The following is a 26,979-nucleotide window of genomic DNA, read 5'->3' on the forward strand; positions in this document are numbered from 1 at the left end:
TTTTACCTTTTTTGGAGGCCAAATGAGCGAAATGCAAAATCCATACCTTATGTTCTTGGGAGATGTCCCAGACCAGTTGGGCGCCAAAACGGCACAAGGGATTGTTGACTGGCGCCCGGAATGGTGCGTGGGGCAGTTGCGACTGGATGGTTGCGTCGCCGACTTGGGGATCAAGGATTTATCCATTGATGAGGCCATCTCCGCCGGAGCGAAAACGCTGATTATTGGTATCGTTAATTCCGGGGGTTTTCTACCAGCTCACTGGACAGCAAAAATCGTTGAAGCCCTTGATAAGGGAATGGATGTCGCAAGTGGCTTGCATATCCGGCTAGGGGATCTCCCTGAAATCAGGGAAGCTGCTGATCGCAACAATGCATCGCTGTTTGATGTTCGCCATCCGACACATGATATTGCGACCGGTAAAGGGGAACCACGGAACGGTAAGCGCCTCCTTGCAGTCGGGACGGATTGCTCTGTCGGTAAAATGTATACGGCACTTGCCATTGAAAAAGAAATGCGATCCCGTGGATGGAAAGCGGATTTTCGCGCGACCGGGCAAACCGGCATCTTTATTGCCGGGACCGGCATTTCCATTGATGCTGTTGTCGCCGACTTTATCTCAGGTGCAGTCGAAGAGTTGTCGCCGGATAACGAGTCAGACCATTGGGACATTATTGAAGGTCAGGGCTCTCTTTTCCATCCTTCCTACGCCGGTGTTAGCCTCGGGCTAATCCATGGCGCTCAGGCTGATGCTCTGGTTCTGTGCCATGAGCCCACACGCACACATATGCGCGGCATCCCGCACCATCCCCTCCCGGGATTACAGGAATGTATTGACCTGAATTTGAAAAATGCGCAGCTGACGAACAAAAACGCACGTTTTGTTGGTGTCTGTGTAAACACTTCCGGACTCGAAAAATCTGAAATCCAGAGCTATTTGGCAAAATTGGAAGCGGAGCTAAATCTACCTTGCACTGATCCTTATTCTCATGGCACCAAAGCCATCGTAGACAATATATAATGAGCAGTCGTCAGATAACGGCTCAATCGGAAAGCTGGCCTATCGCCGGAAGTTTCCGTATCAGTCGCGGCGCAAAAACCAGCGCTGATATTGTTCATGTCACAATTACAGAAGATGGAAAATCCGGGCACGGGGAGTGCGTTCCTTATCCGCGCTATGGTGAAAGCCAGCGCTCGGTTTTGGATGAGATTTCCGCCGCCCGCCATTTTATCGAAGATGGTCTGACCAGAGAAGGGTTACTAACGATCATGCCGCCAGGCGCTGCACGCAATGCCGTTGATTGTGCGTTATGGGATCTGGAGGCAAAGCTCACTGGAAAATCTGTTGCCACCCTCGCCAATATCGCTGAGCCAGGATTGACAATTACGGCTTATACGCTGTCACTTGATACACCCGAAAACATGGGCATTGCAGCTAAAGCCCAAGCGCATCGACCCTTAATGAAACTGAAACTGGGCGGTGAGCTGGATATAGAGCGGGTTACCGCCGTTCGCAGCTATGCCCCAAAAACCCGCCTGATCGTAGATGCCAATGAAGCCTGGACGCCGGAAATGGTGGAAGACTTTTCACCGAGAATGGCTGATCTGGGCGTTGAACTTATTGAGCAACCCCTACCAGCTGGCAAAGATAGTGTTTTGGCCGAGCTCAATCGACCGGTTCCTATCTGTGCAGATGAGAGCGCCCATGACACCGCGACTCTTGATGATGTTGCCCGGCTCTATGATTACATCAATATCAAGCTCGACAAAACCGGAGGCTTGACAGAAGCTCTTTTACTGGCGGAAGCCGCACGAGGATTCGGTCTCGGTGTCATGGTTGGTTGTATGGTAGGGACCAGTCTGGCAATGGCGCCAGCAATGTTTTTAGGTAGTTTCGCTCGGTTTGTTGATTTGGATGGACCCCTGCTTTTGGCTGGGGATCGAGAAAACGGTATTCATTTTGACGGCAGTATCATGCATCCACCGTCTGCATCTTTATGGGGGTGAAATTGGCAGCGATGATTGCACCGCTGCCATACTGTTACCGACCGTTAAAAACCGGTGCCCGTTTTTCAACAAAAGCTTTCGCAGCGCCTTGGTGATCTTCAGTCTCGAACGAGCGAACCATATTTGTGGCCTCCCAGTCCAAAACATCGCTAAGGCTCCCCTCTAACGCTGTGTTGAGGTTTTTCTTCATATAACCAACGGCGACTGTCGGTAAGCTGGCGAGATGTCTGGCCATAGTTGCAGCTGCTTCAGGCAATTCCGCATCAGGCACAGATTTGCTAACCATACCTATGGCTGCCGCCTCTTTGCCGGAAAGCACTTCGCCGGTGAAATACAATTCACGTGCCTTGGCAGCCCCTAACAGTTTCGTCAGGAAGAACGAGCCGCCAAAATCACCGGACAACCCTACTTTCGAAAAAGCGGTCGTGATTTTCGCTGTGTCCGCAGCAATACGCATATCGCAGGCCATGGCGAGGGAGAAACCAGCGCCTGCAGCAGGGCCAGGTATAACTGCCAGGGTAGGTTTCGGCATCTCATGAAGCAACCGGCTAACATCCATACGATTGCGTAAATCCAGAATACGCGCGTCCAGATTTACCTTGGCCCCGGCATTGGCAGCGAAACTTTTAACATCGCCTCCGGCACAGAAGGCACCTTCCGCGCCGGTCAAAACGACAACCCGTACTGACGTATCAGCGGCAAGACGGTTGAACGCCTCCGTCAGGCCCTCCATCATATCAGCAGTAAAAGCGTTACGCGCTTCCGGTCGGTTCATGGTGACGGTGGCGACACCATCTTCAATGGTTTCAAGTAGATCATCAGACATATTCTTTTTCCTTTTATAGTTATCTGAAAGTCGTTATTCAGGATCTAGGCATTTGTTGCTCGACAAGTTTCGCCCACAAACTTGCGCCGATGGACAGCACCTCATCATTAAAGTCATATTCTGGATGGTGCACGGAGTGGAAATGGGTGTCATCCTGCGTCCCCAAAAACATATAGGCACCGGGGCAAGCCTGTAACATATAGGCAAAATCCTCACTGCCCATACGGACGGGTGTATCGGTATCGACATTCGCCGGACCGACCACTTCTGCAGCAGCTTTCGCGGCGATGTAGGTTTCCTTCTCGTGATTAACTGTACTTGGGTATCCGCGTGCGTAATCCACATCAATCTCTACGCCGTGGGTTTGTGCGATACCTTTACAGATGTCACGAACCCGATTTTCCACAAGATCGCGCACCTCTGCCGTTAATGTCCGAATGGAAGCGGTAAGCTTAGCTTCTTGCGGAATTATGTTACTGCCCGTACCTGCTTCAAACATCGTAACACTGACAACGGCATTATCGACGGGCCCTACATTCCGGGCAACGATGGTTTGCATCGCCACATGTAACTGAACCGCCGCCGCAATCGGATCAATTGTCAGATGCGGATAGCCCGCATGTCCACCCTTCCCCTTAACAGTCAATACCGCAGTATCTGCGGACGCCATCAGCGGTCCGGAGCGAATATTAACTGTCCCTCGTGGCATGCCGGGTTGATTATGCAGGCCATAAACTCCGTCACAGGGAAAGCGATCGAACAATCCATCCTTGACCATGGCGTCCCCTCCGCCGCCGCCTTCTTCCGCGGGCTGGAAAATAAAATTCACCGTGCCATCAAAATTTCGGCTCTCCGCCAGGTATTTTGCTGCTCCCAACAGGATCGCTGTATGTCCATCATGGCCACATGCATGCATTTTTCCATCAATTGTGGACTTGTAATCGAAATCATTAAGCTCCTGCATTGGTAATGCGTCCATATCAGCCCGGATGCCGATGGATCTGGTACTATCACCCTGCCCTTTGAGCACACCGACAACACCGGTCACGCCGATCCCTTCGTGAACCTCAAGCCCAAATGAACGGAGTTTCTCCGCTACGATTTCAGCGGTGCGTTGCTCTTCGAAACAAAGCTCAGGATGTTGGTGAATATCTCGCCGCCATACCTGCATTTCATCGTGAATTTCTGCGATCCGGTTATAAATGGCCATGCCCTGTTCCAATATCCCTTTTGTTGGTTTTCAAACATGGTGCCATCCTTTACATGTCATGGCAATAACAGCTCACCGGCATCCAATTATTTATTCCCATTTTTGATCAAATTAGGCAGCAATAAACTTTTAATTTCATTTTTCTAAACTATATGAGGATATCTTGTGTGCAGTTGCGAAAAGCATTCCTTGCTAATCGCAGAAACAGTGCTATATTGCGCGCGCTTTTTATAGAGAATGAAGTACTAAAATCATGGAAATTCGGAACGTCGCGATCATCGCCCATGTTGATCATGGGAAGACAACTCTTGTGGACGGCTTGCTCAAGCAAAGCGGTACGTTTAGGGACAATCAACAAGTGGCCGAACGGGCTATGGACAGCAATGACCTGGAGCGTGAGCGCGGGATCACTATTCTTGCCAAATGTACGTCTGTGGAATGGGAAGGTTATCGCCTGAACATTGTCGACACACCAGGTCACGCAGATTTCGGTGGTGAAGTTGAACGCATCCTGAGCATGGTAGACGGTGTCGTGGTTTTGGTTGACGCTGCAGAAGGTCCAATGCCGCAAACGAAGTTTGTAACGCAAAAAGCACTGGGTCTCGGCCTCAAGCCAATTGTTGTTATAAACAAGGCCGACCGGCCAGATGCGCGCGCCGATGAAGTTCTGGATGAGTGCTTTGATCTGCTGGTGGCACTTGATGCCAACGAAGACCAACTGGATTTCCCCGTATTATATGCCTCTGCCAAAGAGGGATGGGCCGCGACAGACTTGGATGAGCCAAGAGAAAATCTACATCCTCTTTTTGACCTGATCGTCAAACATGTTGAGGCACCGAAGGTTGATGAAGATGCGCCATTTCGGATGCTTGTCACAACTATCGAAGCCAATCCCTATCTTGGCCGCCTGCTGACAGGCCGTGTTGAGAGCGGTGTGCTGAAAACCAATGATCCTGTCAAAGGCCTCGGCCGTGAGGGTGGCAAAGTCGAAGATGCCCGCGCCAACAAGATCATGGCGTTCCGCGGGCTGGAGCGGGAAACGATTTCTGAAGCCCGCGCCGGTGACATCGTATCGATTTCCGGCCTCGTCAAGACGACCGTTGCTGACACTATCGGGACCCCAGAAGAAACAACACCACTTGAAGCGCAGCCTATTGATCCGCCCACTATCTCCATGACGTTTGCGATCAATTCATCGCCGCTTGCTGGCCGTGATGGCGACAAAGTGCAAAGCCGGGTTATTCGGTCACGCCTGATGAAAGAAATTGAAGGCAATGTATCCATTCGCGTTGAAGACAGCGCCGAGGCAGACGCCTACATAGTATCGGGCCGTGGCGAATTGCAGCTCGGTGTATTGATCGAAACAATGCGCCGTGAAGGCTTTGAACTTTCCATCAGCCGACCCCGCGTGCTGTTCCGCGAAGACGAAACGACCGGCCAGACATTAGAACCACAAGAAGAAGTCGTGGTAGATGTAGACGATGAATTTTCCGGTGTGGTAGTTGAAAAAATTGCTCTGCGCAAAGGGACGATGACGGATATGCGGCCCTCCGGTGGCGGAAAAACACGTATCACCTTCCTTTGCCCGACACGCGGTTTAATCGGTTATCACGGTGAATTCCTTACCGATACCCGTGGGACAGGCATCATGAACCGCCTATTCGATTCCTATGTGCCCCATAAGGGAACCATCCCCGGACGTCGCAATGGTGTTCTTATCGCCAATTCCACCGGCAAGTCCGTTTCTTTTGCGCTTTGGAACCTGGAGGCCCGCGGTTTCTTCTTTATCGGGAGCGGTGTCGACGTCTATGAAGGCATGATCCTTGGCGAGCATAATCGTCCCAATGACCTTGAAGTAAACGCCTTAAAGGCCAAGCAGCTGACAAACATCCGTGCCTCAGGCTCAGACGAAGCCGTACGTTTAACGACACCGCGGAAAATGACACTTGAGCAGGCAATCGCCTATATCGACGATGACGAACTGGTGGAAGTCACGCCGAATTTCATCCGGCTGCGTAAATTGCATCTTGATCCACATGAGCGCAAGAAAGCTTCTCGTACAAAGATTGCGTCGTAAACCGGGATTTCGGTTTACGCAATCCACCGCTCTACGACTAAAAACTAAAATGCCATAAATTAACGGTGGCGTTCTTTGACATCTTGTGGAAACATATCGTCACAGCAGGTACGAGCTTGTGTTAATAACAACAAGAATAGAATGAGGCAAAGATGGCGCTGGTCGATGTAATCTCGGAAATTACGGGAAAAGTCTGGAAAATCGAAGCTGAAGTAGGCGAAGAGCTTGAAGAAGATGAGCCTGTTGTCATTCTGGAGAGCATGAAAATGGAAATTCCAGTTTTGGCGCCGGACGATGGAACCATCGCAGAAATTCTGGTGGCTGAAGGCGATCCGGTCAAAGAAGGTCAGGTTATCGCAAGACTGGAAGCCTAGCGCTTCCATACCCCATAGGAATTTACCATAACCAGGTCGTCGGGTTTGGAACTGCCTGCTCGCGGTAAAGATACTTCATGCCTGTTGCACAGCGAATAACCAGCCAAACAGCAGCACATAGGAACACAAAGACACCGACGCCGGCGAAAGCCGTAACCGCCGCTATTATCAGATAGAGAGTATACATCCAGAAAGTTCTTATCTGATATTGAAAATGCGTTTCGATCCAAGGCGAATTTTCATCCTTGTTCAAATAGGCCATCACGGCGCCAACAAAATGAGCAATCTGGATCACAAGGGTCGCCAAATATAAAAAATAGATGATCTGTGCCATTTTAGCGGCACCTTTGTCGCTCTTCATTTCTTGCGGTGTTTGCGTTGTTTCATCCATCAACTGATCCTTCATGCCCTTAATTCAGCGTTATCTCTTATTTAATCTAGTAACGAAGCGCACTAAAGTAAAAAATATCCTATCAAGTGCAGTATCTCCAGCTCGCAATCCTAATACCAGTTCGTTAAGATCGGGCAAATTTTTACTGGTACATAAACTATGCTGGCTGTTTTTCTATCTATATTTCTTGATCTTGTTGGTTTCGGCATTGTTATTCCATTGCTTCCTTTTTACGCGGAGCATTATGGTGCCAGTCCCTTTATGGTCACATGGCTTGCCGCCGCATTTTCCCTCTTTCAATTGATCTTTTCCTATATTTGGGGTCATCTTTCCGATCGATGGGGTCGCCGCCCGATTTTTCTTGCCTGCATGCTGTTAAGTGCGATTGCCTATTTATGGACTGGCCTTGCAGAAACCTTTACAGCGTTAATTCTTGCCCGTTGTATCAGTGGTATCGCCTCTGGAAAGATCTCTGTCGCCCAGGCCATAATAGCGGATATCACAACGCCGGAAACCCGCGCAAAAGGCATGGGCATGGTTGGCGCCGCTTTTGGACTGGGATTTGTAACCGGCCCGGCACTCGGCGGATTGCTGGTCGGAACGGATCCAGCAAATCCAGATTTTCAAACTCCTATGTATGTTGCGGCCGGCCTTTCGTTTCTGGGGCTTGCTATGGCAATTTTTACGGTAAAGGAATCTGTTTCTGCCGAAGACAAGGCCGCTTCCAGAGAATCCTCTACACTCGATTGGCGGCAGAAGATAAAGCTTATCTTGTCCTCCCCGGTTGTTGTCTGGTTGATTGGCATCTTTTTTATCGTCAGTTTCGTGTTCAGTCAGGTTGAAATCCTCTTCCCCTTATGGACAGCCCGAACATTCGACTGGACGCCCCGTGATTTAGGATACTGCTTTGCCTATATCGGAATATTAATTGTGATCATGCAGGGTGGATTAATAGGCCCTCTGACCAGACATCTTGGATCAAGAAGATTAGTGGTGGTTGGTTTATCGCTCCTTGGCGGCGGATTACTTCTCACCTTCCTGTCCGGCACAGTCTGGATATTCATCATTGCAACAACGCTCATCACGTTTGGTATCGGCATATTGACGCCGACGCAATCCAGCCTAATAAGCCTGGCGGCTCAAAAAGGGCAACAGGGCAGCACGTTGGGTCTTGCCAACACAGCCTCCGGATTTGGCCGGGTTGCCGGTCCGCTCTGGGCCGGTATCCTTTTTGACTATGTCCATTTTGATGCACCTTTTTTAATTGGCGGCGCTATCTGTTTTGTTTTTCTGGCCCTGCTCTTGAGGGCGGTTTACACTAAGCTCGATAAAAAACCAAAAGAAGCCACGTCATAGTGGCCCGAAAGCCATGGGCTTTCAAAGAAGGAGAAATACTGATGTTTAAAGAAGACCTTTTAAAGGGAAAACGCATCCTTGTAACTGGCGGCGGAACTGGACTTGGAAAAACCATGACACGCGGATTCCTGGAAGTCGGGGCGGAAGTTATCATATGTGGCCGCCGAAAATCTGTGTTGGATGAAACCGCAGCTGAGCTAAACGAGGAAACCGGCGGTAAAATCTCAACCTTTCATGTGGATATCCGCAGCCCGGACGCAATCGAGGAAATGGTCGACGAAATCTGGCTAAGCGGGCCGCTGGATTCTCTCGTCAATAATGCTGCGGGGAATTTCATTTCACGTACTGAAGATCTAAGTTCCCGAGCCTTTGATGCCATCGCCAATATTGTTTTTCACGGTACATTTTATATGACGAACGCCTGCGGCAAGCGTTGGATTGCAGAAGGACGAAGCGGGAATGTTCTGTCCATCGTTACGACCTGGATCTGGAACGGGTCAGCTTATGTCGTGCCCAGCGCCATGTCCAAGGCAGGGGTGAAGGCGATGACCCAGGGCCTTGCCGTGGAATGGGGGCCAAAAGGAATTCGACTGAATGCCATCGCACCTGGACCCTTTCCCACCGAAGGTGCCTGGGCGCGACTTCGACCAAAAGGCAGTTATGGCGATACATTGCCAGGAAAAGGAACAGATAAAATTCCATTGCGGCGTACCGGAGAGCATTCCGAATTAGCCAATCTCGCGACTTTTATGATGGCAGATGAATGCACCTATATTAACGGCGAGGTCATTGCGATTGACGGTGGCCAATGGTTGAACAGCGCTGGAAACTATGGCGAACTTGGCCAGCTGACCGATGAGGACTGGGTCGGCATAAGGGGCCAGATCGAAACGGCAAACGAGAAAGACAAGAAAAAGCGGGGATAGGAAACTATCCGCAGAAAAATCTCGGCGGTCTTACTCCAGACCGTCGAGAGCTTCCTGCAACAGCAAATAAACTTTGCCGACATCCGCTGTGATAAAGGCATCCGATAACAGTTCCGAATGCTCTACAGATCCAGCTTCCGTCATGATTTCCCGAAATTCAGAAACATATTGATCGGTATATCGACGGAATTCTCCGTTATCCCTATATTTTGAACGGATTTTTTCCGCGTCCTTGGACTTCAGGAGTTTCCGGGTAAAGATACCCTTCTCCCCCTTACGGTACCGCCGCCACAAATCATCGGACAGATTACTATCCAGAATACGTCCCAGATCAATGGTAAGGGAATTCAGGTTATCCAATACAAAACCGGACGATTTCATGAACTGCTCATTTTGAACAGTCCGTTTATTCTGCATTATTTTTTCAGCAAGCTGGTTGGCTTTTTCTCCCGCTTTCGTCAGCTCATCCGTCTGTTTCTCGATCTTAAGACCTGACATCAGGGCCTCTTCGGCCGCTTTTTCCGCGGCCGTCTGGAAGTTTTTACTTTCTTCTTGCAGAATTCCCGCGGATTTTTGCAATGTGTTTTCGACTTGTGAGACGGACAGAGTTAGTCGTTTATGCTGGGATTCAAACTGCTCCGATAACGACCGCGCATTTTCATTCGCTTGCGAGGTAAATTCAATCAGATCTTTGGCGCGCCCATAAAACAGGGTTGCGGCTTCCGATCCGGTCTCTTTTACTTGATTGCTCGCTTCGGTTATTTTTTCTGATACTAAATCCAAATCCGCATGGATACTCCGCCGCGTTTCATCGATACCTTTCTTATGCTTTTCAAGGGCATTGTCTGCATATTTGATACCCCTGATCATCAATTCACTGGCGCGCGCGAATTCAAGGGATTTTTTCTGGAAGCTATCACCGGCAAGGTTCGCTTTTTCAACCGTCTCGTCCAGCAATGCGGAACGATCGGTCAAGGTGCCATCGACAGATTCGACCTGATCGGTAAGCTGCTTGGCGATGTCGGAAAGGGCAGCCGTTTCTTTTTGCAGGATCTCTTCCATAGCTTCCGCATGCTCTTTGGCACGAATGGAAATATCGGCGAGTTCCTCCATATGAACTTTTGCAGATCCACTTGCCTCATTGATATTCGCCAGGGACGACCGGGTAACATCTGCCAGTCGGCCCCCTTGATTTTCGGCTTTCGATGCCGCCAGATTTAACTGTTCCACATGATCCGTTGCTTGATCGCCCATGGCGCGCAGTTCCGCCGACGCTCTCTCCGCTGTTTTTGCAAGTTCGGCAGTTTGCGAATGAGCCGCTTCTCCAGACTGGCGTGCCTGAAGCGATGCGCGTTCCGCTGTTGCCATGAAATCCTGATGATAGCGTATGGCATCTTCAATGGCCGTCGACAGCTTGTTCTGTGTTTGATCAGCTGTTGAGGCAATTTCTTTTTGACGTTTCTCAAGCTCTGCCGAGGCGGAAGCAAGGGATCTTGTCATTTTATCCGCGCTCATTTCCACATCACCGCTTTCACGGCGGATATCTTCGCTTGCTTCGCGCAACTGTCCGGATACCGTATCCGATGTTTGACGCAAGCTATCGGCCTGGCGTTGGAAGGCTTGCCCCACATGGTCGATTTGCGTGTTGGTCGTCTCCGCGGCTTTTCCAAGCATGTCAACATCTTGTTCCAATTGGGCGCTAATATCCTCCGACATTTTGAGAATTTGCTGTGATGCTGTTTCGAGCGCACCGATTTGATCGCGCAATTGCTCTTGAATAAATGTTGTCTGCTCACCAGTGGTCTCTGATGCTTGGGTGAGTGACGCCGCATGGGTTGCCAATTTTTCACCCAGCTGATCCGCGTTTCTTAGTGATTTTTCACCGGCTGCATCTAGAAGCTGGCGACCCTTTTGAAGCGTTCCATCAATATCAACCATGTTTAGTTCTGTCGCTTTCAGAACCTCCTCAAGCTGGCCGGACTCATTTCGCAATTTCTCGCTTGCCTGGACCATCTGGTCTGTTGTCGCCGAAGCCTTCACTGCCAATTGTTCCGCATTCGTCTGGAGTTGATGTGTCGATTCAACGATGCCGGTCTCAGAATCCTTGGCGGATTTCAAGGCATTTACCTGTTGTTCCTGTAATTGGCCAATTACGTTTTCCACATCCGTTGCACTGGAAAGAAGTGTGTTTCGAAGGGCATTCAGACGGGTTACACCTTCATCACTCGATATACTCAGGTCAGTTGTTCCCTGTAGCAGCATATCCGTTGTTTTGGCAATTTCTGTCGTTGTTTTACGAGAAACCTCAAGGATTTCCTCACCTTGTTTATTGAACTGTACGACGCCCTCATCTATTCGGGATCTAGCCTTTGTTGTTGCATCTTCCAAACCCTTGATTTGCTGGCCCAGCGAATCTGTCGCTTTTTCCGTTTGTTCAAGTGTTTCCGTGGCGTTCGTAAAAATCTTTTGACTGGTTTCTTCCAGAATATGAGTAATGTCCTGGGACTTTTCATCCGCGACGCGAATTGCATCTTTTAACGCCGAGATTTGTTTGCCCAAAGCAGCCTGCACAGCTTCACTACGCGTTTCAGAATCATCCGCAGCTTCTTTCAGGTTCTGGGTTTGCAGAGTGATGGCTGTATCAAGCTGCTTACCCTGCCCTTCAACCTGGTCAATGAGGGTGGCCAATTTTCCTGATCGTATCTCCAGCTCTTTCGCCAGCCGATCGGAGGTGCCAAGTAAATCTTCCGTTGCTTTTTTTGCCGCCGTGCCTTGCTTGTCCAATCCATCGCCAGCTTTCTCTATGCTGGCGGCCGCGCGTTCTGTTTCCTGTTGTACCTCGCGGCTTTGCTGCTGAAGGCTATATGTCAAACTCGCGACACGTGCTTCCGCTTCCGGGCTGGGATAGCCCAATTCACTCATCAAAAAGTCAAGTGCCTCGCCTTTCAGCGTCGCCTCGCGACCACGGTGAAAATATCCGAGTAGAATCCAAACAAAAGCAAGAGGAGCAAAAGCGCCAAGTGAGATTAAACCCAAGTCAATGGGAGGTGTCTGGGCAATATTCGTCCAACCGATTCTCGATTGAACGAAGTAACCGATGGCTACCAACCACAAAATGGTAGCCAAAATGCCGAGTCCAGCAAAAAGTATTGAGCTGTTGGAGCGCCGTTTTATCGCAGCTTTCTCCTCATATTGCCCCAAAACCAACGGAGCTTCTTCTTGCTCACTACTCTTTCCTGTATCAGGATGTTTATGCAACATCACATCTCCCCTTAAATAACCGGGTGAGAGTCCTGCAAAATCAACAATACGTCAAGTTTTCAAATGCGTCGAAAATGCGGCAATGCCGCTATTTTATGACACCACTCGCCCGTAAACTGTCGATATTTTCCTGGGATACCCCCCAATCGAGCATTGCTTCATTGGTATGTTCGCCCGGCAAACAGGGTGGGCCTTGAATTTCGGCAACAGTCCGGCTGAATCTCGGTGCTGGTGCGGGTTGCAGAACGTCATCATATTTTACAAAAGTCTGTCGATGGGCATTGTGCTCATGCTCGGTCGCTTCCAAAATGGAAAGGACCGGTGCATAGCAGACATCAGTGCCGCCCATGATCGCATCCCATTCATCTCGGGTTTTCGTCTTAAACACGGCTTCAAGCTTGGCTTTAAACATCGGCCAGCTGGCATTATCCATTTGTGGCGGTAAATCTTCCTTATCCAGCCCCGTCAATTCGAGAAGTTGAACATAGAATTTCGCTTCTATGGAGCCAATCGAAACATGCTTGCCATCTTTTGTCTCGTATACGTTATAATAATGAGCGCCCGTATCAAGGATATTGACACCACGTTCATCTTTCCAGTTGCCGGCAGCCATTAGGCCAAAGAAAGTCGTCATCAAGGAAGCCGCACCATCGACCATTGCCGCATCGACAACCTGGCCTTTGCCTGATTTCTGGGCTTCAAGGATGCCGCTGACCAGCCCGAGTGCCAGATACAGGGCACCGCCGCCAAAATCACCGACAAGGTTTAAGGGAGGGACCGGAGCTTCGCCTTCACGGCCAATAGCATGCAAAACGCCGGAAAGCGCAATATAATTGATGTCATGGCCTGCGACTTTCGCCATGGGACCCTCTTGCCCCCAGCCCGTCATCCGGCCATAAACCAGCTTTGGATTACGAGCGAGCGCCACATCTGGACCCAGTCCAAGTCGCTCCATCACACCAGGTCTAAATCCTTCAATCAGGCCATCTGCCTGTTCGATAAGATCGAGAATGAGCTCCCGCCCTGCCTCGGTTTTCGTATCGACTGCGATGGAACGGCGACTGCGCATCAACAAACTGAATTTGGGATTAGTGGCTGTTCCCAATCCGGAGTCAACCAGTCGGTCAATACGGACAATTTCCGCCCCCAAATCAGCGAGCAGCATCGCGCACATTGGCCCTGGGCCAATGCCCCCCATTTCAACAAACTTATAGCCGGCTAACGGTCCCATTTTTTTTCCTTTTCTTATTTAGACCTGAACAATTTTGTTTATTTTAACCTCATCCAACCTTACCTGTCATCCCTTGAATAACGGCTGGTTCGCGCGTAATGCAAAATGCCTGCTCCAATGATCAGTGCCAAGAAGCACCCACCTGCCATAAAAAAATAAGCGCCAGCAGCGAAGAATTTGAATAAGTAGCCGGATAAAAATAAACTTGCCCCCATAATCAAGCCTACAGAAATAGCCGAATACAGGCCTTGGGCTCTCGCCGATATCTCCAGCGGAATGGTCTCCGATATATAGCGCATTGCCCCCAGATGCGCAGAGGCAAAAGTAAATCCATGAAGAACCTGTAACAGCAGTAGAAAATCAAAGCCCGGTTCAAATCCCATGACCAGCCACCGGATAAAACCCGCAAAACCTCCTAGTAACAACAGCTGAATGGGGGAAAACCGTTTAAGAAAGCGATGGGCCAGGGCAAAAAGAATGATCTCAACTATTACGCCTTCTGCCCATAACAAACCGATCGCCGTGTCCGAAATTCCTTGCTGTTGCCATTGAAGGGTACCCGACGTGTATAATACCGCATGACTGGCTTGAATCAGCCCTGCCGTCACCAGGAATGCCATGAAGCGTCTGTTTTTCAAAAGGCGGCGGAGACCTTTACGTTCCCTTTTAGGGTTTTGCGATTTTGTTTCCGGAAGGAGCAGGCAGCACAGAAATAATAAAGCTGCTGATATGACAATAACCTTGAGGATATAGTCAGGTGACCGGCCTTCCAGAAGCCAGCCACCTCCGACGGAGGCCAAAATGAAGGATATGGATCCCCACAAGCGAATGCGCGCATAATCGATCTTGTGAGTACGTGCCAAGGTCAGAACCAGATTATCTCCTAGGGTTGTAAAGGGTGAAATGAAGACGCCGATAACCAATCCCAGGGCGAGAATTTGCCAAAAGCCATCTACAGCAAAATACAGCTGATATAAACAAAGTGAAATTGCTGACAGAATTAAAAGCAGTGCCTTCCGTCGGCCCAAACGGTCAGCCAGGCTTGCAAATATCGGGATGAACGCGATTTTAATCCAAACAGGCGCCGAAATAACAATACCAATTTGTTCAAGACTTAGGCCCTTATGAGATAGCCACACCGGCCAGAAGGGAAGTTGAAAACCTACAATAAGAAACAAGGTAAAATAAAAAGGTGCCAGCCTGGCGGCCAACATTCTGTCGCTTGCAATAAATGTCGGCAAATAAGGTAGCTTTCCAAGACGTTATAGTCCTCTAATCTTAGGGCAACCAATTTTCGGAGTAAAGCGCACCCAAAATCCCATTGCGTAAACGGGCTTAGTCTGGCTTAATCAACAACTTAAGATTAGATTTCCTTAATTCTAAACAAGGGGCATAAAGTTATGGGAAAAATAATTGGAGGTATAGTTGCGGTAGTCGTTATTATTATAGCGGTGGTCGCAGGTGTTTTCTATTTCAATCTCGATAAAATCATTATTGCGGCTGTCGAAAAATATGGTTCCGAAGTAACTCAGACAGATGTGGTTCTTGACGAGGTTGACCTTGACCTGACCAGCGGCAAAGGTGCCTTAAAAGGTTTCAGCGTTGCTAATCCCAGTGGATTTAATGAAGCCAATGCAGTTCAGTTCAACACGGTAGCTGTCAATGTTGATATCCCGAATACGAATGACAAACTTATTCACATCACGGAAATCCGGATTGAGCAACCAGCCATAACCTATGAAGTGAACGAAACAACAAACAATCTTGATGAAATCAAGAAAAATGTAGACACCTTCATGAAAGAGAACGGCTTAGGTGGCGGCGAACAAAAGGAAGAAGCCAGCTCCGAAGAAGGTCCGAAAATTATTATCGATAATATCTATATTAACGGCGGAAAAGTTACCGTGAAAGCGCCGGTTCTTCTCAACCAGAAAGTAGAAGGAAATCTACCTGATATCCATATGAAGGATATTGGCAAGAGCGAAGGTGGCGCCAGCCCTGACGAAGTAGCGGCCCAGTTAATGAATGAAATTTCTGGAAAAGCCATGGCTGTTGTGACGGATCTTGGTATTGGTAAAACAATTGGCACCTTACTTGACAATGCCGGTGATCTTGCGAATAAAGTTGGCGTTGGCGCCGCTGCCGGTAAAGCCGGTGAAATTTCAAAGGACGCCGCGAAAGGCGCAACGGATGCTGTTGAGGGGGCCGGAAAATCCCTTAAAAAGCTTCTGAGTGATTAATAAAGACAAGACGTTTGGGCGCCAATTATGGAAACTGTAAACGAGAATATTGAAACTGTCTCCGTTTGGATTGGCGTCCTGACGGACTTTGCTATCGAGTATGGATTCCAGATACTCGGAGCTCTTGTATTTTTACTGGTTGGATTGCTGGTTATCAACTGGATCGGCAATCGGCTCGCTGGCGTCGCGCAGGCGAAGAACATTGATGTCACTCTTTCAATGTTTATGGGGAGCGCTGTCAAGCTTATCCTCATAATCGTTCTTATTATTATCACACTTGGAAATTTCGGCATCAGTATCGCGCCCCTGATTGCCTTGGCGGGCGCTGTTACATTTGGCGCCACTCTTGCGCTTCAGGGACCAATATCAAATTTCGGTGCGGGTGTTGCTATTATCATCACACGTCCCTTTGTCGTGGGCAATGTCATCACTGTTCATGGCGTTAGCGGCGTTGTTGATCGTATTACACTCGGCATTACATTTTTGACCGGAGAAGACGGAGAGCAAATTGCAGTCCCGAACAAGGAAATTGTCGGACAAGTGATTGTCAATTCAATGGAACTGCGAATTGTCGAAACGAAATTTTGCATCCCTGCAGATACGGATACGGATCGCGTGATCCAATTGGTCCGTTCGACGCTTTCGAAAATAGACGGCATTGCGAACGATCCAACACCCCAAGTTGGTATCCAGGACTTTACCTACGGAGGCATTATCATCGGAATTCGTGTCTGGGCGCCGGGGCTAAAGTATTTTCAAGTCCGATACAGTGTCAATGGGTCCGTTTTTGAAGCCTTGAAAAACAACGAAATCCACTTAATGACCATGGCAGCAGGGGGCATGATCCTGCCATCCCTGTCGACAGAAGACAATTCATCCTCCCCACCCCCTGTTCTTTAATATTTTTCAATTTCTTCAAAATGTGAATACTTTTCCAAAAGGCTGAAAGACATGGATAATGCACAATCCGCTATTTTTATTGAAGGTACAACTCAGAACCGGTTTCTGGAATTCACTGTAAAAGACGGCGTTTCGCTAGACGAGGCGAAAACAGCTATTGCCAGCGCACTTACAGGTGACTTGGAAAATACAATGAAAGCCCCCCACGTAGTATGGGGATTTGGGCGATCCCTTGCCACATCTCTTTTCGGAACAGATACCCCATCTGATTTACTTGATTTCACTGCTCATGGCTCTGGTGACAACAAAGCCGAAGCCACACAGCGCGATATATTTCTCTGGATACATGGTAGTCACGAAGATGAGGTTTTTGATTGCGCCCGTCTGCATTACCAATGCCTCGCCAACATTTGTAATGTTGAGCTTGAAATAACCGGTTTCAAATATAAAAAAGATCACGATTTAATCGGGTTCGAAGATGGTACGGCAAATCCGAAAACAGATGAAGCACGTGCAGATGCAGCGCTTACAAAGGCGGGCGGCTCTATTTTACTCACCCAGAAATGGGTTCACAAACTCGATAAATTTGAATCCGTCCCGACTTCAGAACAAGAAAAAATTGTTGGCCGGACAAAATACGAGAACCTGGAACTTGAAGGCGACGAAATGCCGCCGACCTCACATGTCAGCCGAACCGATGTAGATATTGACGGTGTTGCTCAAAAGGTTTACCGACGCAGTGCTCCGTTCGGGAACATGCGCGAACACGGACTTTATTTTGTATCATTTGCAAAAGAGACGCAAAGACACGATATACAATTAAAGCGCATGTTCGGTGAGACTGACGACGGGCTCATGGACAGATTGACGGAATTTTCGACAGCGGCAACCGGCTCCTATTGGTACATACCGCCTGCGGCCCAGTTAGCGGCACTGCGAAAATAGATCGGAAGACGTTTTCCGGTTACTTTATTTGTTTAATATCGGTACCATACCGGCCAATAAGACTACAAATGCGGACTTTGTGACATGAAATACATATTCTTACTCGGCGTGCTATTAAGTGTGACAGCCTGTGCAAATTTTTCGATAACCAATCCTAAGGGATATGGCGACTATAGTTACGATTCTAGTAGCTGTTGTTATCAAGGTAATGAACCACGTCCTTAGTTACTGACAAACAACATATACGAGGGGACTCTTCATGAAGCTGACAAGCAATGCGGAACATTGGCATCTTGATAGACTAATAGCATGCCACGCCATTGCTGCATTAATTGGGGCTTCGATGATATGGCCGGTAACTGCAGATATGTGGTTGAAAATTAGTACGGCTACCTTTTACTTGCTAAACGGGTCCTTACTCTGGAATGAGAGCTGGGCTATTCTATGGGCTGCGCTAAATACCAAAACATACGATATTCTTGGAGCGGTCCTGATGTTCCTGCCGACCATATGGTATGTTTTCTCTGGACGTGATCATGATTTAAAGGAGCGCATAGCCAGGACCAGTGTCACCTGGGGCGCAGTTATCGTTGTCGTATTTATTTCAAAAATACTACTCCCATCCATCGATTTTCATAGCCCGACACTCGTGTTGAAGCCTGCCGTTTTCCTCAATGAGCTTGTTCCCTGGATTGATGCAAAATGGGAGTCGAAAAACAGCTTTCCAGGGGATCATGCTGTCGCCGCCTTTTCCTTTGTCGGGATGGTTTTTCTGCTGCTAGACAGAAGAACGGCCTTTCTCACTCTGATTTTTGGAATCCTGTATTCCATTCCCCGGCTCTTTTCCGGGGCCCATTGGCTCAGTGACGAACTGGTTGGAGGCGGAATGGCGCTGTTCATCGCTTTGGGCTGGATGTCCAATCTGCCGACACTTGTTTGGTCGCGTTATGTTTGGGACTGGATATTTTTGCGCTTGCTAAAACGGGAATAAGACGGATCAATAATAAAAAGGAATAAATGATGGCCGATTTAACACTTACACCCGCCTTCGACATGCATTTGAACGTCAAGATGCCGCTTACCAACCTGGGGAAAACACCTTATGGTGACAGACTTATTGCTGAAGTTACGGGCGGTGAAGTTACTGGCCCAATGCTTTCAGGGAAAATCCACGCCGGTGGAGGGGATTGGTTATTGCTCCGCAATGACGGGGTAATGCAGCTTGATGTCAGGCTCACGATTGAAGCGGACGACGGCGGTTTGATCTATGTGACCTATAGAGGAATGCGCCACGGCCCCAAAGATGTGATGGATAGAATGGCGAAGGGGGAACCAGTCGATCCCAGCGAATATTATTTCAAGATGGCTCCAATCTTTGAAACTTCTGCCGGACCACATGATTGGCTAAACAAAAATCTTTTTGTAGCAAACGGCGTTCGAAATCCTGCCGGCCCGACATATCATGTCTTTCTCATAGAATAATCAACGGTTGTTCAGCAAGAGCCATCCCAGGGTATAGAGATGAAAGTTGTTTTTCCGTTCAAGCCCGGAAAATTCTCAAACATTGCATCGAGTACGCCATCAAAAACTCCGGCCAAAGTTGGGCATTTTCCAACTGATTGAACCCGTCCTTCGTAAATCCGGACCGGATTGTCCGATCCAACCGATGCGCCTTCTACTATGTCCAAAGAAATAAATCGGTTATATTCCTCCCAGGTTTGCGTATTATAGCTACGCGCAACCCCTCCATAAAATGGGGCACGTCCAACGCCAACCCCCACGCCAAATGACCCGAAATAAGGATCGGACGTGGTTGAAGATCTTTGTTCCTTTCCATCGATTCCATAGGAAACATAGGCCACAAAATCCGGATCTTCGTTCGGTTCTGCAATATCAAACCCGACCAGTCGGAGCTTGCTTTCTATTTTAGGGCGATAGGATTTGAATTCCAAACTCGAATCCTTCGAAGCCGGTTGAGCCCGAACCGTAATTGTCTTCGAGGCAATATTCTGTACTTCCGGTGTGTAAAACGCTGTTATATTGGCATCAATTGCCGGCGTTCCACACGCCACTAATATCGTTGCCAATGCAATGAATAATAGAGCTTTCATACCTAGTCTCCTGGTAAGGTGCCCGGAATTGTGGAACATTATTGAGTAGGCCTCAATAACAATTCTTCAATTCACACTAAATGGTGTTCTCTGGGAGCGAAATTAACCATATCTGCCGAATATTTTTACAAATAGCGCAGAAACAGATACAATTTCGGATAATTTTTAATCTAATTCGAAATATAAAACCAGTGACGCCTGTAAGTAGCTGTTAATCTTGTCAGTCTCTACTTTTATTAAAAGGGAAAAATACTTTCAGACGCCAATTAATTTATCGAGGCATATATAATGATTATAGAACCAATTGGAAAACCAGCGTTTCTATCAGATATTAAATACGGCGATTTCTTCTTCGCGCAAATTGGAGAGACGATCAGAGGATGTGTCAAAGCTTATCTGATAGAGAACGACTCTCAAATATCAGATTACATTATTTCTTTCACACCCGGATATCAGGACGATAATAAGCTCCCTCTCATGGTTGAAGCGAGATCCATATTGGGCAAAACGGCCTATAGAGTTGCTGATCCGCTTTTCCGTCATACGATTTCAACAAAATCAATGTTGCTCAAGCCTGAATACTGGCCGAAACCCGGCATTGTGATTGAAAATATGGATGGGTCTTATCTGACAATCAAATCCGGGAATATGCCACATAAAATTGTTTATATGAATCTCAGCACCGGGGAACTGGTTTTTTCTGCCCCCAAAGCACCTTTCGTCTTCGTGTTGGAATGGAAAATTATTTTGAAGAGGAACGAAGCCGAACAAGTGCTCGTCCATTTCCCGTTCACGAACGAAAATGTGTTCGCTTAAAATTACGGCATTATTGTAAAATACTCAGTTAGTTTTCGCATTCGGAGTAAAAAGCTGCTCCCCTGAAATTTTGTAATTTCCGATCATGGCTTGCGATTTTTTACTAACGAGCCAGTTTTCAAGCTTTAGGGCGAGATCGTGTTTCACATGGGGATGACGGGCGGCGTTAACCGGGATAAAGCTGTACTGGTTGAACAGAACGGGATCTCCTTCGAAGATAACAGCCAGATTTCGCTTATTTTCAAAATTGAGCCAGCTGCCGCGATCTGCGAAAACATAGGCGTCCATGGCGCTTGCCGTATTTAGAGTAGCCCCCATCCCCGCACCGGTAGCCCTATACCAGGACGCAGGAAATTCTGCTGGCTCCCGGCCCACTGCCACCCATAATGCGATTTCCTTGCGGTTGGTGCCACTGTCATCGCCCCGACTGACGAAAAGATTGCGGTTTTTCTCGATTGCCCTTAACGCCGAGACAGCACTCTCCTGTTTCGCGGCTTGCGCCGGATCCGTAACGGGCCCGATCAGGATAAAATCATTGAACATGATTTCCCGGCGATGAGAGCCATAGCCATTTCTCACAAATTCTTCTTCCGCCATTTTGGAATGCACCAGTATGGCATCGACATCTCCGGCACGGCCCAGTTTTAACGCCTGCCCTGTTCCCACAACGATTAAATGAACGTCCAGGTCGAGATCTTTCTTTATTTCCGGCAATAACACTTCGGATAAGCCGGAATTATGAAAAGATGTTGTGACAGCGAGTTTCAGATCCGCAGCCAGGCCCGCATTTAAAAATGATAGATAAATAACTGAAATAAGCAGAGAGATTTTCTTCAAAGCACAATTTCTCCGCCAATAAAAGCCCTGGCTTCCTCTGTGCTTGGCGTGGGGAAAAAATCGTCAACAGCACATATTTCGTGGATACGACCGCGATACATGAACAGAACGTCGGTTCCAAGCCGCCGGGCTTGGCCAAAGTCATGTGTCGCCATAACAATCCTGGTTCCTGCCGCCTGCGCCTGTCCGATAAGACGCTCAATTTCCTTAGTAGAAGCCCCATCCAGGTTTGTCGTCGGCTCGTCAAGAAATAGAATTCCAGGATTTGTAATGAGGGCCCGCGCCAGCGCCAGCTTCTGCCGCTCCCCGCCAGAGAGAACATGAGCTTTTTTCTCGCCTGAAGCTTCCAGGCCAACATTTTCCAGCCATTTATCAGCCTCCTTCAGTGCCGTCTTTCTTTGGGTCCCGCGTAGGAGGAGCGGATAGGCGATATTGTCCCTGACAGACCGCCGCATGATAACGGGTGTTTGAAACACATAGCATTGTGAAGCATAGGCTTGGGCACGGGGCACATTCCACTTCACATACCCCTGGCTCGCTTTCTCCAGTCCATGCATCAGCCGAAGAAGACTTGTCTTCCCCGATCCATTTGGCCCGACGACAACCGTACATCCCCGGTCCAAAATTTCTAAATTGATTGGGCCAATAATTTGTGTTCCTGATTTTTCAAGACAGGCATCCCTGATCTGAAGCGGAAAAATTGACGTCACCATCTACCCTCCCGTTCCGTCCTGGACAAAATATGGATAGCCAGATTTATAATAATGGCGAGAGAAATCAGAATAAACCCAAGGCCAAGCGCCAAGGGAAAATCTCCCCGCCCCACCTCCAGCGCTATGGCGGTTGTCAGGACCCGGGTTAAATGGTCAATATTGCCACCGACGATCATGATGGCGCCGATTTCCCCTATCGCCCGGCCGAAACCGGTCAGCAACGCCGTTATGAGAGACCTCCGGCCATCCCAAAGCAGCGCCTTCATACGCTGCCATTTAGTCGTGTTGAGGGAGATCAGTAGATCATGATAATTGAACCATAAATCGCGAAGCCCCTGATGAGCCAGAGACGCAATGATGGGTGTCACAATAACCACTTGCGCAATTATCATCGCTGTTGGCGTAAAGAGGAGATTGAAGACGCCGAACGGCCCCGACCGGGAAAGCAGAATATAGACAATCAGGCCAACAACGACCGGCGGCAAACCCATCATGGCATTTAGGACGGCAATTGCGATACGCCGAAACCGGAATCTTGTGACGGCGAGCCAGGCGCCAAAGGGAAGACCGACAATTGCCGCGATGACGACGGCTGATACAGTTACCTGCAAAGATCGAAGAGATATCTCGATCAAATCGGAATCCAGCGTGACCACGAGCCTAAACGCCGCCACCAACCCTTCGGTCAGATCATTCATTGACCGATCACCTCACAGGCGAAATTTGAACGTCTTGCAAAGGCACGGCACATCATCGGTCATTTCCCCGGCTTTATAATCTGCAAACCTCCATATGCCTGAAATTTGCGGGCAAAACAATGCTCTGTATAGGCAGAGTACCGAATTGCGTGAAATTAACCGCTCATTGCTCCAATGCCTCTATTTGCGCCATAAGATCCAACAGATTGCGGGCTTGTTTGAGATGCGGCATGTCAAGCATCATTCCGTCCAGCCCGACTGTTCCGAGACCCGGATTCTGTTCAAAAACATCAATGACCCGGCGGGCATGGGCAATTTCCTCCGGTGACGGTGTAAAGGCTTGATTGATCGCGTCTGAGGGAAGGTGTGTCACAGCCAAGAAAGAGAATGCCAAGCCTGAAAATATGAAAAACCGCTTTTAGTATCATGATCATTACAATGCTCTGATTGACTGGGATGAAAATATTGCTAAGTACCAATGGATAATTTCATACCCAAAAAGATATTACACATACACATATTAGAATTTTTCTATTTTTGAGATTTATTTCAACTTGAGCACGAAGCAAATTAAATATGATAAGCAATTTTTCAAAGGTCCTGCTGCTTTCAAACCTTGGCGTGGATATGGGACAACCGGGTTTTCGGCACGGCAGTTATAACGGAACATTGGTGCCAATTGCGCGCCTTCTTGAAAAGCAAAAGGGCGTATCAGCTCGTATTATGGCCAGCGCGCATATTACTCAGCAACTGCTGAAGGACGCCGCAGCCACCGGAAAATCCTGCCCGACGATACATACACTTGATGAGGAACGGCTTACAGCTCTTCAAGCTGAAGACTTCATGATAAAATCCTATCACGAGGCCTTGCCTGAAGATCGGCTCCATGAAATTCATGAGATCATCTTGAGCGCACTGGATGGATGGACACCCGATATCATAATTTCCTGGGAGGCCCCCACGGGTGTTTTCCGATCTCTATTTCCTGAAGCGACAGTACTCGACATAATGCCGGGTATGTTTATGCGGCCCCCATACCCTAAAATGATCTCGTTTGATCCGGTCGGGCTTTATTCAAGTTGTTGGTTTTCGCGAAACGATGTTGAAACTCTCCAAGTTTCAGACGAGATATTGGGCAACCACATCAAAATACGCGACTTATATCAAGAGCACTACAGTTCACTAAACGTCCCCTCCGCCTTGGCTCATGTTTTGAAGAAAGCCAAGTTGGCAGAATCCACTTTGGTGCCGCTACAAATCTCGCAATATTTCGGCTGGTGCGACAACACACATTATGAAACGCAATTCGAGCTATTGGCAGATGTACAGCGTCACATCCCGACAGAAAACTCCGCGATCTACACACAATATATCGGGAGTCTGGTCAGCGAATACGTGATTCACGAACACAATCTAGCTTACCTTCGTGCACGCTACCCGAACTTCCTTTATGATGGACGCTTAGAAAAACTCGACAATATCACTCAATATCTATTGCCTGGTGCAGATACCGTTATTTCGGTTTCCAGCACGATTGGCTTACAAGCCAAGTTTTTTGGAAAAAAACTAATCTCGCCATCGCAGTCGCACTTGTCTTATTTAGCAGACAGCAACGACCTTGCCGGTTTTGATAAAGTACCGAACCGATCGCGGGACTCGTTTATGGCTGCATATCTCGGTCGAACAAATTTTCTGCACGATCGGTTACTTACTGATCCAAGCTACCTTGTTACAATATTAAATGAGTTTGTTGAACGGCGCGGCGAAGCCGGAATTGAACGATTTCCATCGTTTGAGACCGTCGGAAATACTATCCAATTGATGACAAAGAAATCAACACTCAAGCGGAGCACACAACTATTTACGAAAGCGTATCCGCATAGACAATTACCGCATGATCGCCGCGTCAATTCTCTGATTGAAGCGGTGACTGCAGAACCGGTTCAGACAGTATCGTTTGATGTTTTTGATACGCTCGTTTGTCGAACTGTCCTCAGCCCTGCTCATGTATTTGAGTTGATGCAATCAAAACTTCGCTCAAGCCATGCCGATATCCTGGGTGAATATTTCATCGCAACCTTCTCTAAATCACGCGTAGGAATTGAGCGTCTGATAAGGTTCCAGCGAGACCGCGGGATACAAGAAGCATCTGAAGAAATGCTAATTAGCGAAGTCTATGGTGCAATGTTGCGTGATTATGGGCTTTCCGTAGAATTGGCAGATGAACTTGTCGCAATTGAACAAGAAACAGAGCTTGCGTGCCTCATCCCTCGAAAAGAAGGCGTCAGACTGTTCAATGAAGCGGTTGCTGCGGGGAAGCAAACCATCATCCTCTCGGATTTCATCCATCCATCAAATTTCGTTGAACGGGTTCTTAAACAGTGTGGCGTCGTCGGGTGGGATCATCTCTTCGTCTCAAGCGATATCGGGCTGAAAAAACACAGCGGCTCATTGTTTAAATATGTCGAGACAACCTTAAATCTTGATAAATCAACAACTTGTCATGTTGGCGATAACAAGCATGGCGATTTTAAAATGGCTAAAGCACATGGCTGGGACGCGCATCACCTCCCGGCAGCACCTGTTAATATAAGGAATCTGATTAAAGCACGAAAATTTAATCTTGGAGCAATAAACGAATCTTTTGTGGTGAGCACTATATTGTCAGGTTTCGGCAACCACTTCCTTAAATTTGGCGGTAGCCGGCAGTTGGATAGCTCGGAAAGTCAACTTATCGCCAATGCACATGAAATGGGCTTTTTGTTGCTGGGTCCGTTAATGCATTTCTTTTCAAAATGGATCCTTAATGAGGCACGCCAAAACGGCTGCGAACAAATCGTCTTTTTTGCGCGAGATACGACATTGCCTTATAAAATGGCACGTCAAATTCTCGATAATGCAAACCTCACTGATATCACCATATGCTATTTGCCGATATCTCGTCTTGCATCCAGCGGTCTCGACATTCGAACAGCTGAAGATATGTACAATGTCCGTATTGATGACTTCGAGAAATCCAAGCCACTTTTGACATTGTTCGAACGCCGCTTTCATCTGGAAGAGTCGCAAATCGATATTGCGGAACTCAACAACTGGACAGACAAACCGGTCGCAAGCATAAAGGTAGGTGACCTCCCGGCCTATGGGATCTATCGGATAGCGATATTCAGTGCCAAACTGAATTGGAGTGCAGTTCAATGTCGTCTAGATGAGAAACGACGCGTTTTTCAGAAAGCTTTGACGCAGTGGGGATGTAATACTCAACGGAAAACTATCGCGGTTGATTTTGGCTACAAGGGCACAATCCATAAGAAAATATCGAGTTTTTTTGAGCAACCATTGATACCACGCTTCTTTTTGAGTTACTCCGATGCTCTGGGACGCAATCCGGTTGAGGGTTGCAAGGCATTCTATCTGTCCAATCAAGTATCAAAATTTAGTCAGTCGGATCCGCTGATGCGATATAATCTGCTCATTGAAACAATGATAAACGAACATGTTGGCAGTGCCTTAGGGTATCATGAGACAGAAGGTGTCGTGCATGTTCTTCACGATAATTCTGTAAATGGAAGCCATTTTGCAACCATTTCTGATTTGCATGAGGGAGCCTTGGAGTTTTCACAATACTGGCAAAAATACTGTAGCGTCATTGATGAGCACACATCGATTGAACCGCAGATGCTGTCATTCCTCTTGGCTGAAGTTCTGCGTACTCCAACGAAATATGAGGCAATGCTTCTGGCCGGATTGGTGTTTGACAATGGCTATGGGGGCCATCAACCGCGACGGATTATCGATCTCGACCAAAGAACTGGCCGCGCCAAGTCTAATATATGGCGTGAAGGAGCGGTTGCGCTAACACATGAAAATAGTGGAACCTCGACCGAACTGTCAGGCCGGCGGCAGAAATTTCCTTCCGCAGTCAAAACGAAAATATTCAGGGTTTTTGTCGCCGGCTTTTGTAACGATCGCTTGCTCAACAAATTTGATCGTGATCCTTATACTTTTTTTAAGGATTCCCCGCACTCTTTCGTTCGTCGAATTGGCCAAATTGTATAGG

The 26,979-nt window shown here is 48.1% G+C and carries 24 protein-coding genes; 13 read left to right on the forward strand and 11 right to left on the reverse strand.

The annotated features are described in order from the left end of the window. Positions 1-22 precede the first annotated feature (22 nt). Positions 23-1,021, forward strand: coding sequence for an N-acetyltransferase DgcN (dgcN, locus tag NBZ79_RS15830; RefSeq protein ID WP_251933516.1), 999 nt, complete (start codon positions 23-25; stop codon positions 1,019-1,021). After that, positions 1,021-2,007: an N-acetyl-D-Glu racemase DgcA gene (dgcA, locus tag NBZ79_RS15835; RefSeq protein ID WP_251933517.1), complete on the forward strand. Its 987-nt coding sequence runs from the start codon at positions 1,021-1,023 to the stop codon at positions 2,005-2,007. Before dgcN ends, dgcA begins: the two co-directional genes overlap by 1 nt. A gap of 34 nt (positions 2,008-2,041) precedes the next feature. Here dgcA and NBZ79_RS15840 read toward each other — a convergent pair whose 3' ends face one another. Continuing rightward, a complete protein-coding gene (locus NBZ79_RS15840) occupies positions 2,042-2,833 on the reverse strand; it encodes an enoyl-CoA hydratase (RefSeq protein ID WP_251933518.1) in 792 nt (263 codons plus the stop codon). Between the two features lie 37 nt (positions 2,834-2,870). Then, on the reverse strand, positions 2,871-4,043 hold the full coding sequence (locus NBZ79_RS15845; RefSeq protein WP_251933519.1) for a M20 aminoacylase family protein: 1,173 nt from the start codon (positions 4,041-4,043) through the stop codon (positions 2,871-2,873). Positions 4,044-4,296: 253 nt separating this feature from the next. Between NBZ79_RS15845 and typA the strand changes: the two genes are divergently transcribed. Both typA and NBZ79_RS15855 read left to right on the forward strand, forming a co-directional pair. Beyond that, positions 4,297-6,120 (forward strand): translational GTPase TypA, encoded by a 1,824-nt coding sequence (gene typA / locus NBZ79_RS15850; RefSeq protein ID WP_251933520.1) that lies wholly within the window; start codon positions 4,297-4,299, stop codon positions 6,118-6,120. Positions 6,121-6,272: 152 nt separating this feature from the next. Continuing rightward, a complete protein-coding gene (locus NBZ79_RS15855; protein WP_251933521.1) occupies positions 6,273-6,494 on the forward strand; it encodes a biotin/lipoyl-binding carrier protein in 222 nt (73 codons plus the stop codon). Positions 6,495-6,516: 22 nt separating this feature from the next. Here NBZ79_RS15855 and NBZ79_RS15860 read toward each other — a convergent pair whose 3' ends face one another. After that, positions 6,517-6,885, reverse strand: a complete 369-nt coding sequence (locus NBZ79_RS15860; protein WP_251933522.1) for a DUF4870 family protein — start codon at positions 6,883-6,885, stop codon at positions 6,517-6,519. A gap of 159 nt (positions 6,886-7,044) precedes the next feature. Between NBZ79_RS15860 and NBZ79_RS15865 the strand changes: the two genes are divergently transcribed. Together NBZ79_RS15865 and NBZ79_RS15870 are read left to right on the forward strand one after the other, a co-directional pair. Beyond that, positions 7,045-8,241, forward strand: coding sequence for an MFS transporter (locus NBZ79_RS15865; protein ID WP_251933523.1), 1,197 nt, complete (start codon positions 7,045-7,047; stop codon positions 8,239-8,241). 41 nt (positions 8,242-8,282) lie between these two features. Beyond that, positions 8,283-9,167 carry an SDR family oxidoreductase gene (locus NBZ79_RS15870; RefSeq protein ID WP_251933524.1) on the forward strand — a complete coding sequence of 295 codons (885 nt, stop codon included), beginning with the start codon at positions 8,283-8,285 and terminating at the stop codon, positions 9,165-9,167. Between the two features lie 30 nt (positions 9,168-9,197). Here NBZ79_RS15870 and NBZ79_RS15875 read toward each other — a convergent pair whose 3' ends face one another. From NBZ79_RS15875 to NBZ79_RS15885, 3 genes are all read right to left on the reverse strand, one after another. Next, a complete protein-coding gene (locus tag NBZ79_RS15875) occupies positions 9,198-12,428 on the reverse strand; it encodes a coiled-coil domain-containing protein (RefSeq protein ID WP_251933525.1) in 3,231 nt (1,076 codons plus the stop codon). A gap of 88 nt (positions 12,429-12,516) precedes the next feature. Continuing rightward, positions 12,517-13,659: a CaiB/BaiF CoA transferase family protein gene (locus NBZ79_RS15880; protein ID WP_251933526.1), complete on the reverse strand. Its 1,143-nt coding sequence runs from the start codon at positions 13,657-13,659 to the stop codon at positions 12,517-12,519. Positions 13,660-13,718: 59 nt separating this feature from the next. Further along, on the reverse strand, positions 13,719-14,873 hold the full coding sequence (locus NBZ79_RS15885) for an MFS transporter (protein WP_251933527.1): 1,155 nt from the start codon (positions 14,871-14,873) through the stop codon (positions 13,719-13,721). Positions 14,874-15,059: 186 nt separating this feature from the next. Between NBZ79_RS15885 and NBZ79_RS15890 the strand changes: the two genes are divergently transcribed. From NBZ79_RS15890 to NBZ79_RS15910, 5 genes are all read left to right on the forward strand, one after another. Continuing rightward, positions 15,060-15,899, forward strand: a complete 840-nt coding sequence (locus NBZ79_RS15890; protein ID WP_251933528.1) for a hypothetical protein — start codon at positions 15,060-15,062, stop codon at positions 15,897-15,899. A 27-nt stretch (positions 15,900-15,926) separates the two neighbouring features. Further along, positions 15,927-16,799, forward strand: a complete 873-nt coding sequence (locus NBZ79_RS15895) for a mechanosensitive ion channel family protein (RefSeq protein ID WP_251933529.1) — start codon at positions 15,927-15,929, stop codon at positions 16,797-16,799. A 51-nt stretch (positions 16,800-16,850) separates the two neighbouring features. Further along, complete coding sequence (locus NBZ79_RS15900) at positions 16,851-17,744, forward strand: Dyp-type peroxidase (protein ID WP_251933530.1); 894 nt, start codon at positions 16,851-16,853, stop codon at positions 17,742-17,744. Between the two features lie 259 nt (positions 17,745-18,003). Continuing rightward, positions 18,004-18,735: a phosphatase PAP2 family protein gene (locus tag NBZ79_RS15905; RefSeq protein WP_251933531.1), complete on the forward strand. Its 732-nt coding sequence runs from the start codon at positions 18,004-18,006 to the stop codon at positions 18,733-18,735. A 26-nt stretch (positions 18,736-18,761) separates the two neighbouring features. After that, positions 18,762-19,226 (forward strand): DUF3237 domain-containing protein, encoded by a 465-nt coding sequence (locus tag NBZ79_RS15910; RefSeq protein WP_251933532.1) that lies wholly within the window; start codon positions 18,762-18,764, stop codon positions 19,224-19,226. Between the two features lie 11 nt (positions 19,227-19,237). Here NBZ79_RS15910 and NBZ79_RS15915 read toward each other — a convergent pair whose 3' ends face one another. Further along, positions 19,238-19,855, reverse strand: a complete 618-nt coding sequence (locus tag NBZ79_RS15915) for a DUF4136 domain-containing protein (RefSeq protein WP_251933533.1) — start codon at positions 19,853-19,855, stop codon at positions 19,238-19,240. A gap of 288 nt (positions 19,856-20,143) precedes the next feature. On the opposite strand from NBZ79_RS15915, the gene NBZ79_RS15920 reads away from it, so the two are divergent. Beyond that, positions 20,144-20,671 (forward strand): hypothetical protein, encoded by a 528-nt coding sequence (locus NBZ79_RS15920; protein ID WP_251933534.1) that lies wholly within the window; start codon positions 20,144-20,146, stop codon positions 20,669-20,671. 24 nt (positions 20,672-20,695) lie between these two features. Here NBZ79_RS15920 and NBZ79_RS15925 read toward each other — a convergent pair whose 3' ends face one another. The 4 genes from NBZ79_RS15925 to NBZ79_RS15940 all read right to left on the reverse strand — a co-directional run bounded on the left by NBZ79_RS15925 (position 20,696) and on the right by NBZ79_RS15940 (position 23,298). After that, positions 20,696-21,508, reverse strand: a complete 813-nt coding sequence (locus NBZ79_RS15925) for an ABC transporter substrate-binding protein (RefSeq protein WP_251933535.1) — start codon at positions 21,506-21,508, stop codon at positions 20,696-20,698. Then, a complete protein-coding gene (locus NBZ79_RS15930) occupies positions 21,505-22,221 on the reverse strand; it encodes an ABC transporter ATP-binding protein (RefSeq protein ID WP_251933536.1) in 717 nt (238 codons plus the stop codon). Before NBZ79_RS15930 ends, NBZ79_RS15925 begins: the two co-directional genes overlap by 4 nt. Then, a complete protein-coding gene (locus tag NBZ79_RS15935) occupies positions 22,215-22,919 on the reverse strand; it encodes an ABC transporter permease (RefSeq protein ID WP_251933537.1) in 705 nt (234 codons plus the stop codon). The genes NBZ79_RS15930 and NBZ79_RS15935 overlap by 7 nt, the downstream gene beginning before the upstream one ends. Before the next feature lie 163 nt (positions 22,920-23,082). Next, complete coding sequence (locus NBZ79_RS15940) at positions 23,083-23,298, reverse strand: hypothetical protein (protein WP_251933538.1); 216 nt, start codon at positions 23,296-23,298, stop codon at positions 23,083-23,085. Positions 23,299-23,495: 197 nt separating this feature from the next. On the opposite strand from NBZ79_RS15940, the gene NBZ79_RS15945 reads away from it, so the two are divergent. Further along, a complete protein-coding gene (locus NBZ79_RS15945; RefSeq protein WP_251933539.1) occupies positions 23,496-26,978 on the forward strand; it encodes an HAD family hydrolase in 3,483 nt (1,160 codons plus the stop codon). The last annotated feature ends 1 nt before the right edge of the window (position 26,979 follow it).

It is taken from the genome of Sneathiella marina, assembly GCF_023746535.1.
GTDB lineage: Bacteria > Pseudomonadota > Alphaproteobacteria > Sneathiellales > Sneathiellaceae > Sneathiella > Sneathiella marina.

What these genes read in the sequence shown, in the direction of transcription:
- dgcN (WP_251933516.1), top strand. Translation starts at nt 23, where the DNA reads ATGAGCGAAATGCAAAATCCATACCTTATGTTCTTGGGAGATGTCCCA.
- dgcA (WP_251933517.1), top strand. Translation starts at nt 1,021, where the DNA reads ATGAGCAGTCGTCAGATAACGGCTCAATCGGAAAGCTGGCCTATCGCC.
- NBZ79_RS15840 (WP_251933518.1), bottom strand. Translation starts at nt 2,833, where the DNA reads ATGTCTGATGATCTACTTGAAACCATTGAAGATGGTGTCGCCACCGTC.
- NBZ79_RS15845 (WP_251933519.1), bottom strand. Translation starts at nt 4,043, where the DNA reads ATGGCCATTTATAACCGGATCGCAGAAATTCACGATGAAATGCAGGTA.
- typA (WP_251933520.1), top strand. Translation starts at nt 4,297, where the DNA reads ATGGAAATTCGGAACGTCGCGATCATCGCCCATGTTGATCATGGGAAG.
- NBZ79_RS15855 (WP_251933521.1), top strand. Translation starts at nt 6,273, where the DNA reads ATGGCGCTGGTCGATGTAATCTCGGAAATTACGGGAAAAGTCTGGAAA.
- NBZ79_RS15860 (WP_251933522.1), bottom strand. Translation starts at nt 6,885, where the DNA reads ATGGATGAAACAACGCAAACACCGCAAGAAATGAAGAGCGACAAAGGT.
- NBZ79_RS15865 (WP_251933523.1), top strand. Translation starts at nt 7,045, where the DNA reads ATGCTGGCTGTTTTTCTATCTATATTTCTTGATCTTGTTGGTTTCGGC.
- NBZ79_RS15870 (WP_251933524.1), top strand. Translation starts at nt 8,283, where the DNA reads ATGTTTAAAGAAGACCTTTTAAAGGGAAAACGCATCCTTGTAACTGGC.
- NBZ79_RS15875 (WP_251933525.1), bottom strand. Translation starts at nt 12,428, where the DNA reads ATGTTGCATAAACATCCTGATACAGGAAAGAGTAGTGAGCAAGAAGAA.
- NBZ79_RS15880 (WP_251933526.1), bottom strand. Translation starts at nt 13,659, where the DNA reads ATGGGACCGTTAGCCGGCTATAAGTTTGTTGAAATGGGGGGCATTGGC.
- NBZ79_RS15885 (WP_251933527.1), bottom strand. Translation starts at nt 14,873, where the DNA reads ATGTTGGCCGCCAGGCTGGCACCTTTTTATTTTACCTTGTTTCTTATT.
- NBZ79_RS15890 (WP_251933528.1), top strand. Translation starts at nt 15,060, where the DNA reads ATGGGAAAAATAATTGGAGGTATAGTTGCGGTAGTCGTTATTATTATA.
- NBZ79_RS15895 (WP_251933529.1), top strand. Translation starts at nt 15,927, where the DNA reads ATGGAAACTGTAAACGAGAATATTGAAACTGTCTCCGTTTGGATTGGC.
- NBZ79_RS15900 (WP_251933530.1), top strand. Translation starts at nt 16,851, where the DNA reads ATGGATAATGCACAATCCGCTATTTTTATTGAAGGTACAACTCAGAAC.
- NBZ79_RS15905 (WP_251933531.1), top strand. Translation starts at nt 18,004, where the DNA reads ATGAAGCTGACAAGCAATGCGGAACATTGGCATCTTGATAGACTAATA.
- NBZ79_RS15910 (WP_251933532.1), top strand. Translation starts at nt 18,762, where the DNA reads ATGATGGCCGATTTAACACTTACACCCGCCTTCGACATGCATTTGAAC.
- NBZ79_RS15915 (WP_251933533.1), bottom strand. Translation starts at nt 19,855, where the DNA reads ATGAAAGCTCTATTATTCATTGCATTGGCAACGATATTAGTGGCGTGT.
- NBZ79_RS15920 (WP_251933534.1), top strand. Translation starts at nt 20,144, where the DNA reads ATGATTATAGAACCAATTGGAAAACCAGCGTTTCTATCAGATATTAAA.
- NBZ79_RS15930 (WP_251933536.1), bottom strand. Translation starts at nt 22,221, where the DNA reads ATGGTGACGTCAATTTTTCCGCTTCAGATCAGGGATGCCTGTCTTGAA.
- NBZ79_RS15935 (WP_251933537.1), bottom strand. Translation starts at nt 22,919, where the DNA reads ATGAATGATCTGACCGAAGGGTTGGTGGCGGCGTTTAGGCTCGTGGTC.
- NBZ79_RS15945 (WP_251933539.1), top strand. Translation starts at nt 23,496, where the DNA reads ATGATAAGCAATTTTTCAAAGGTCCTGCTGCTTTCAAACCTTGGCGTG.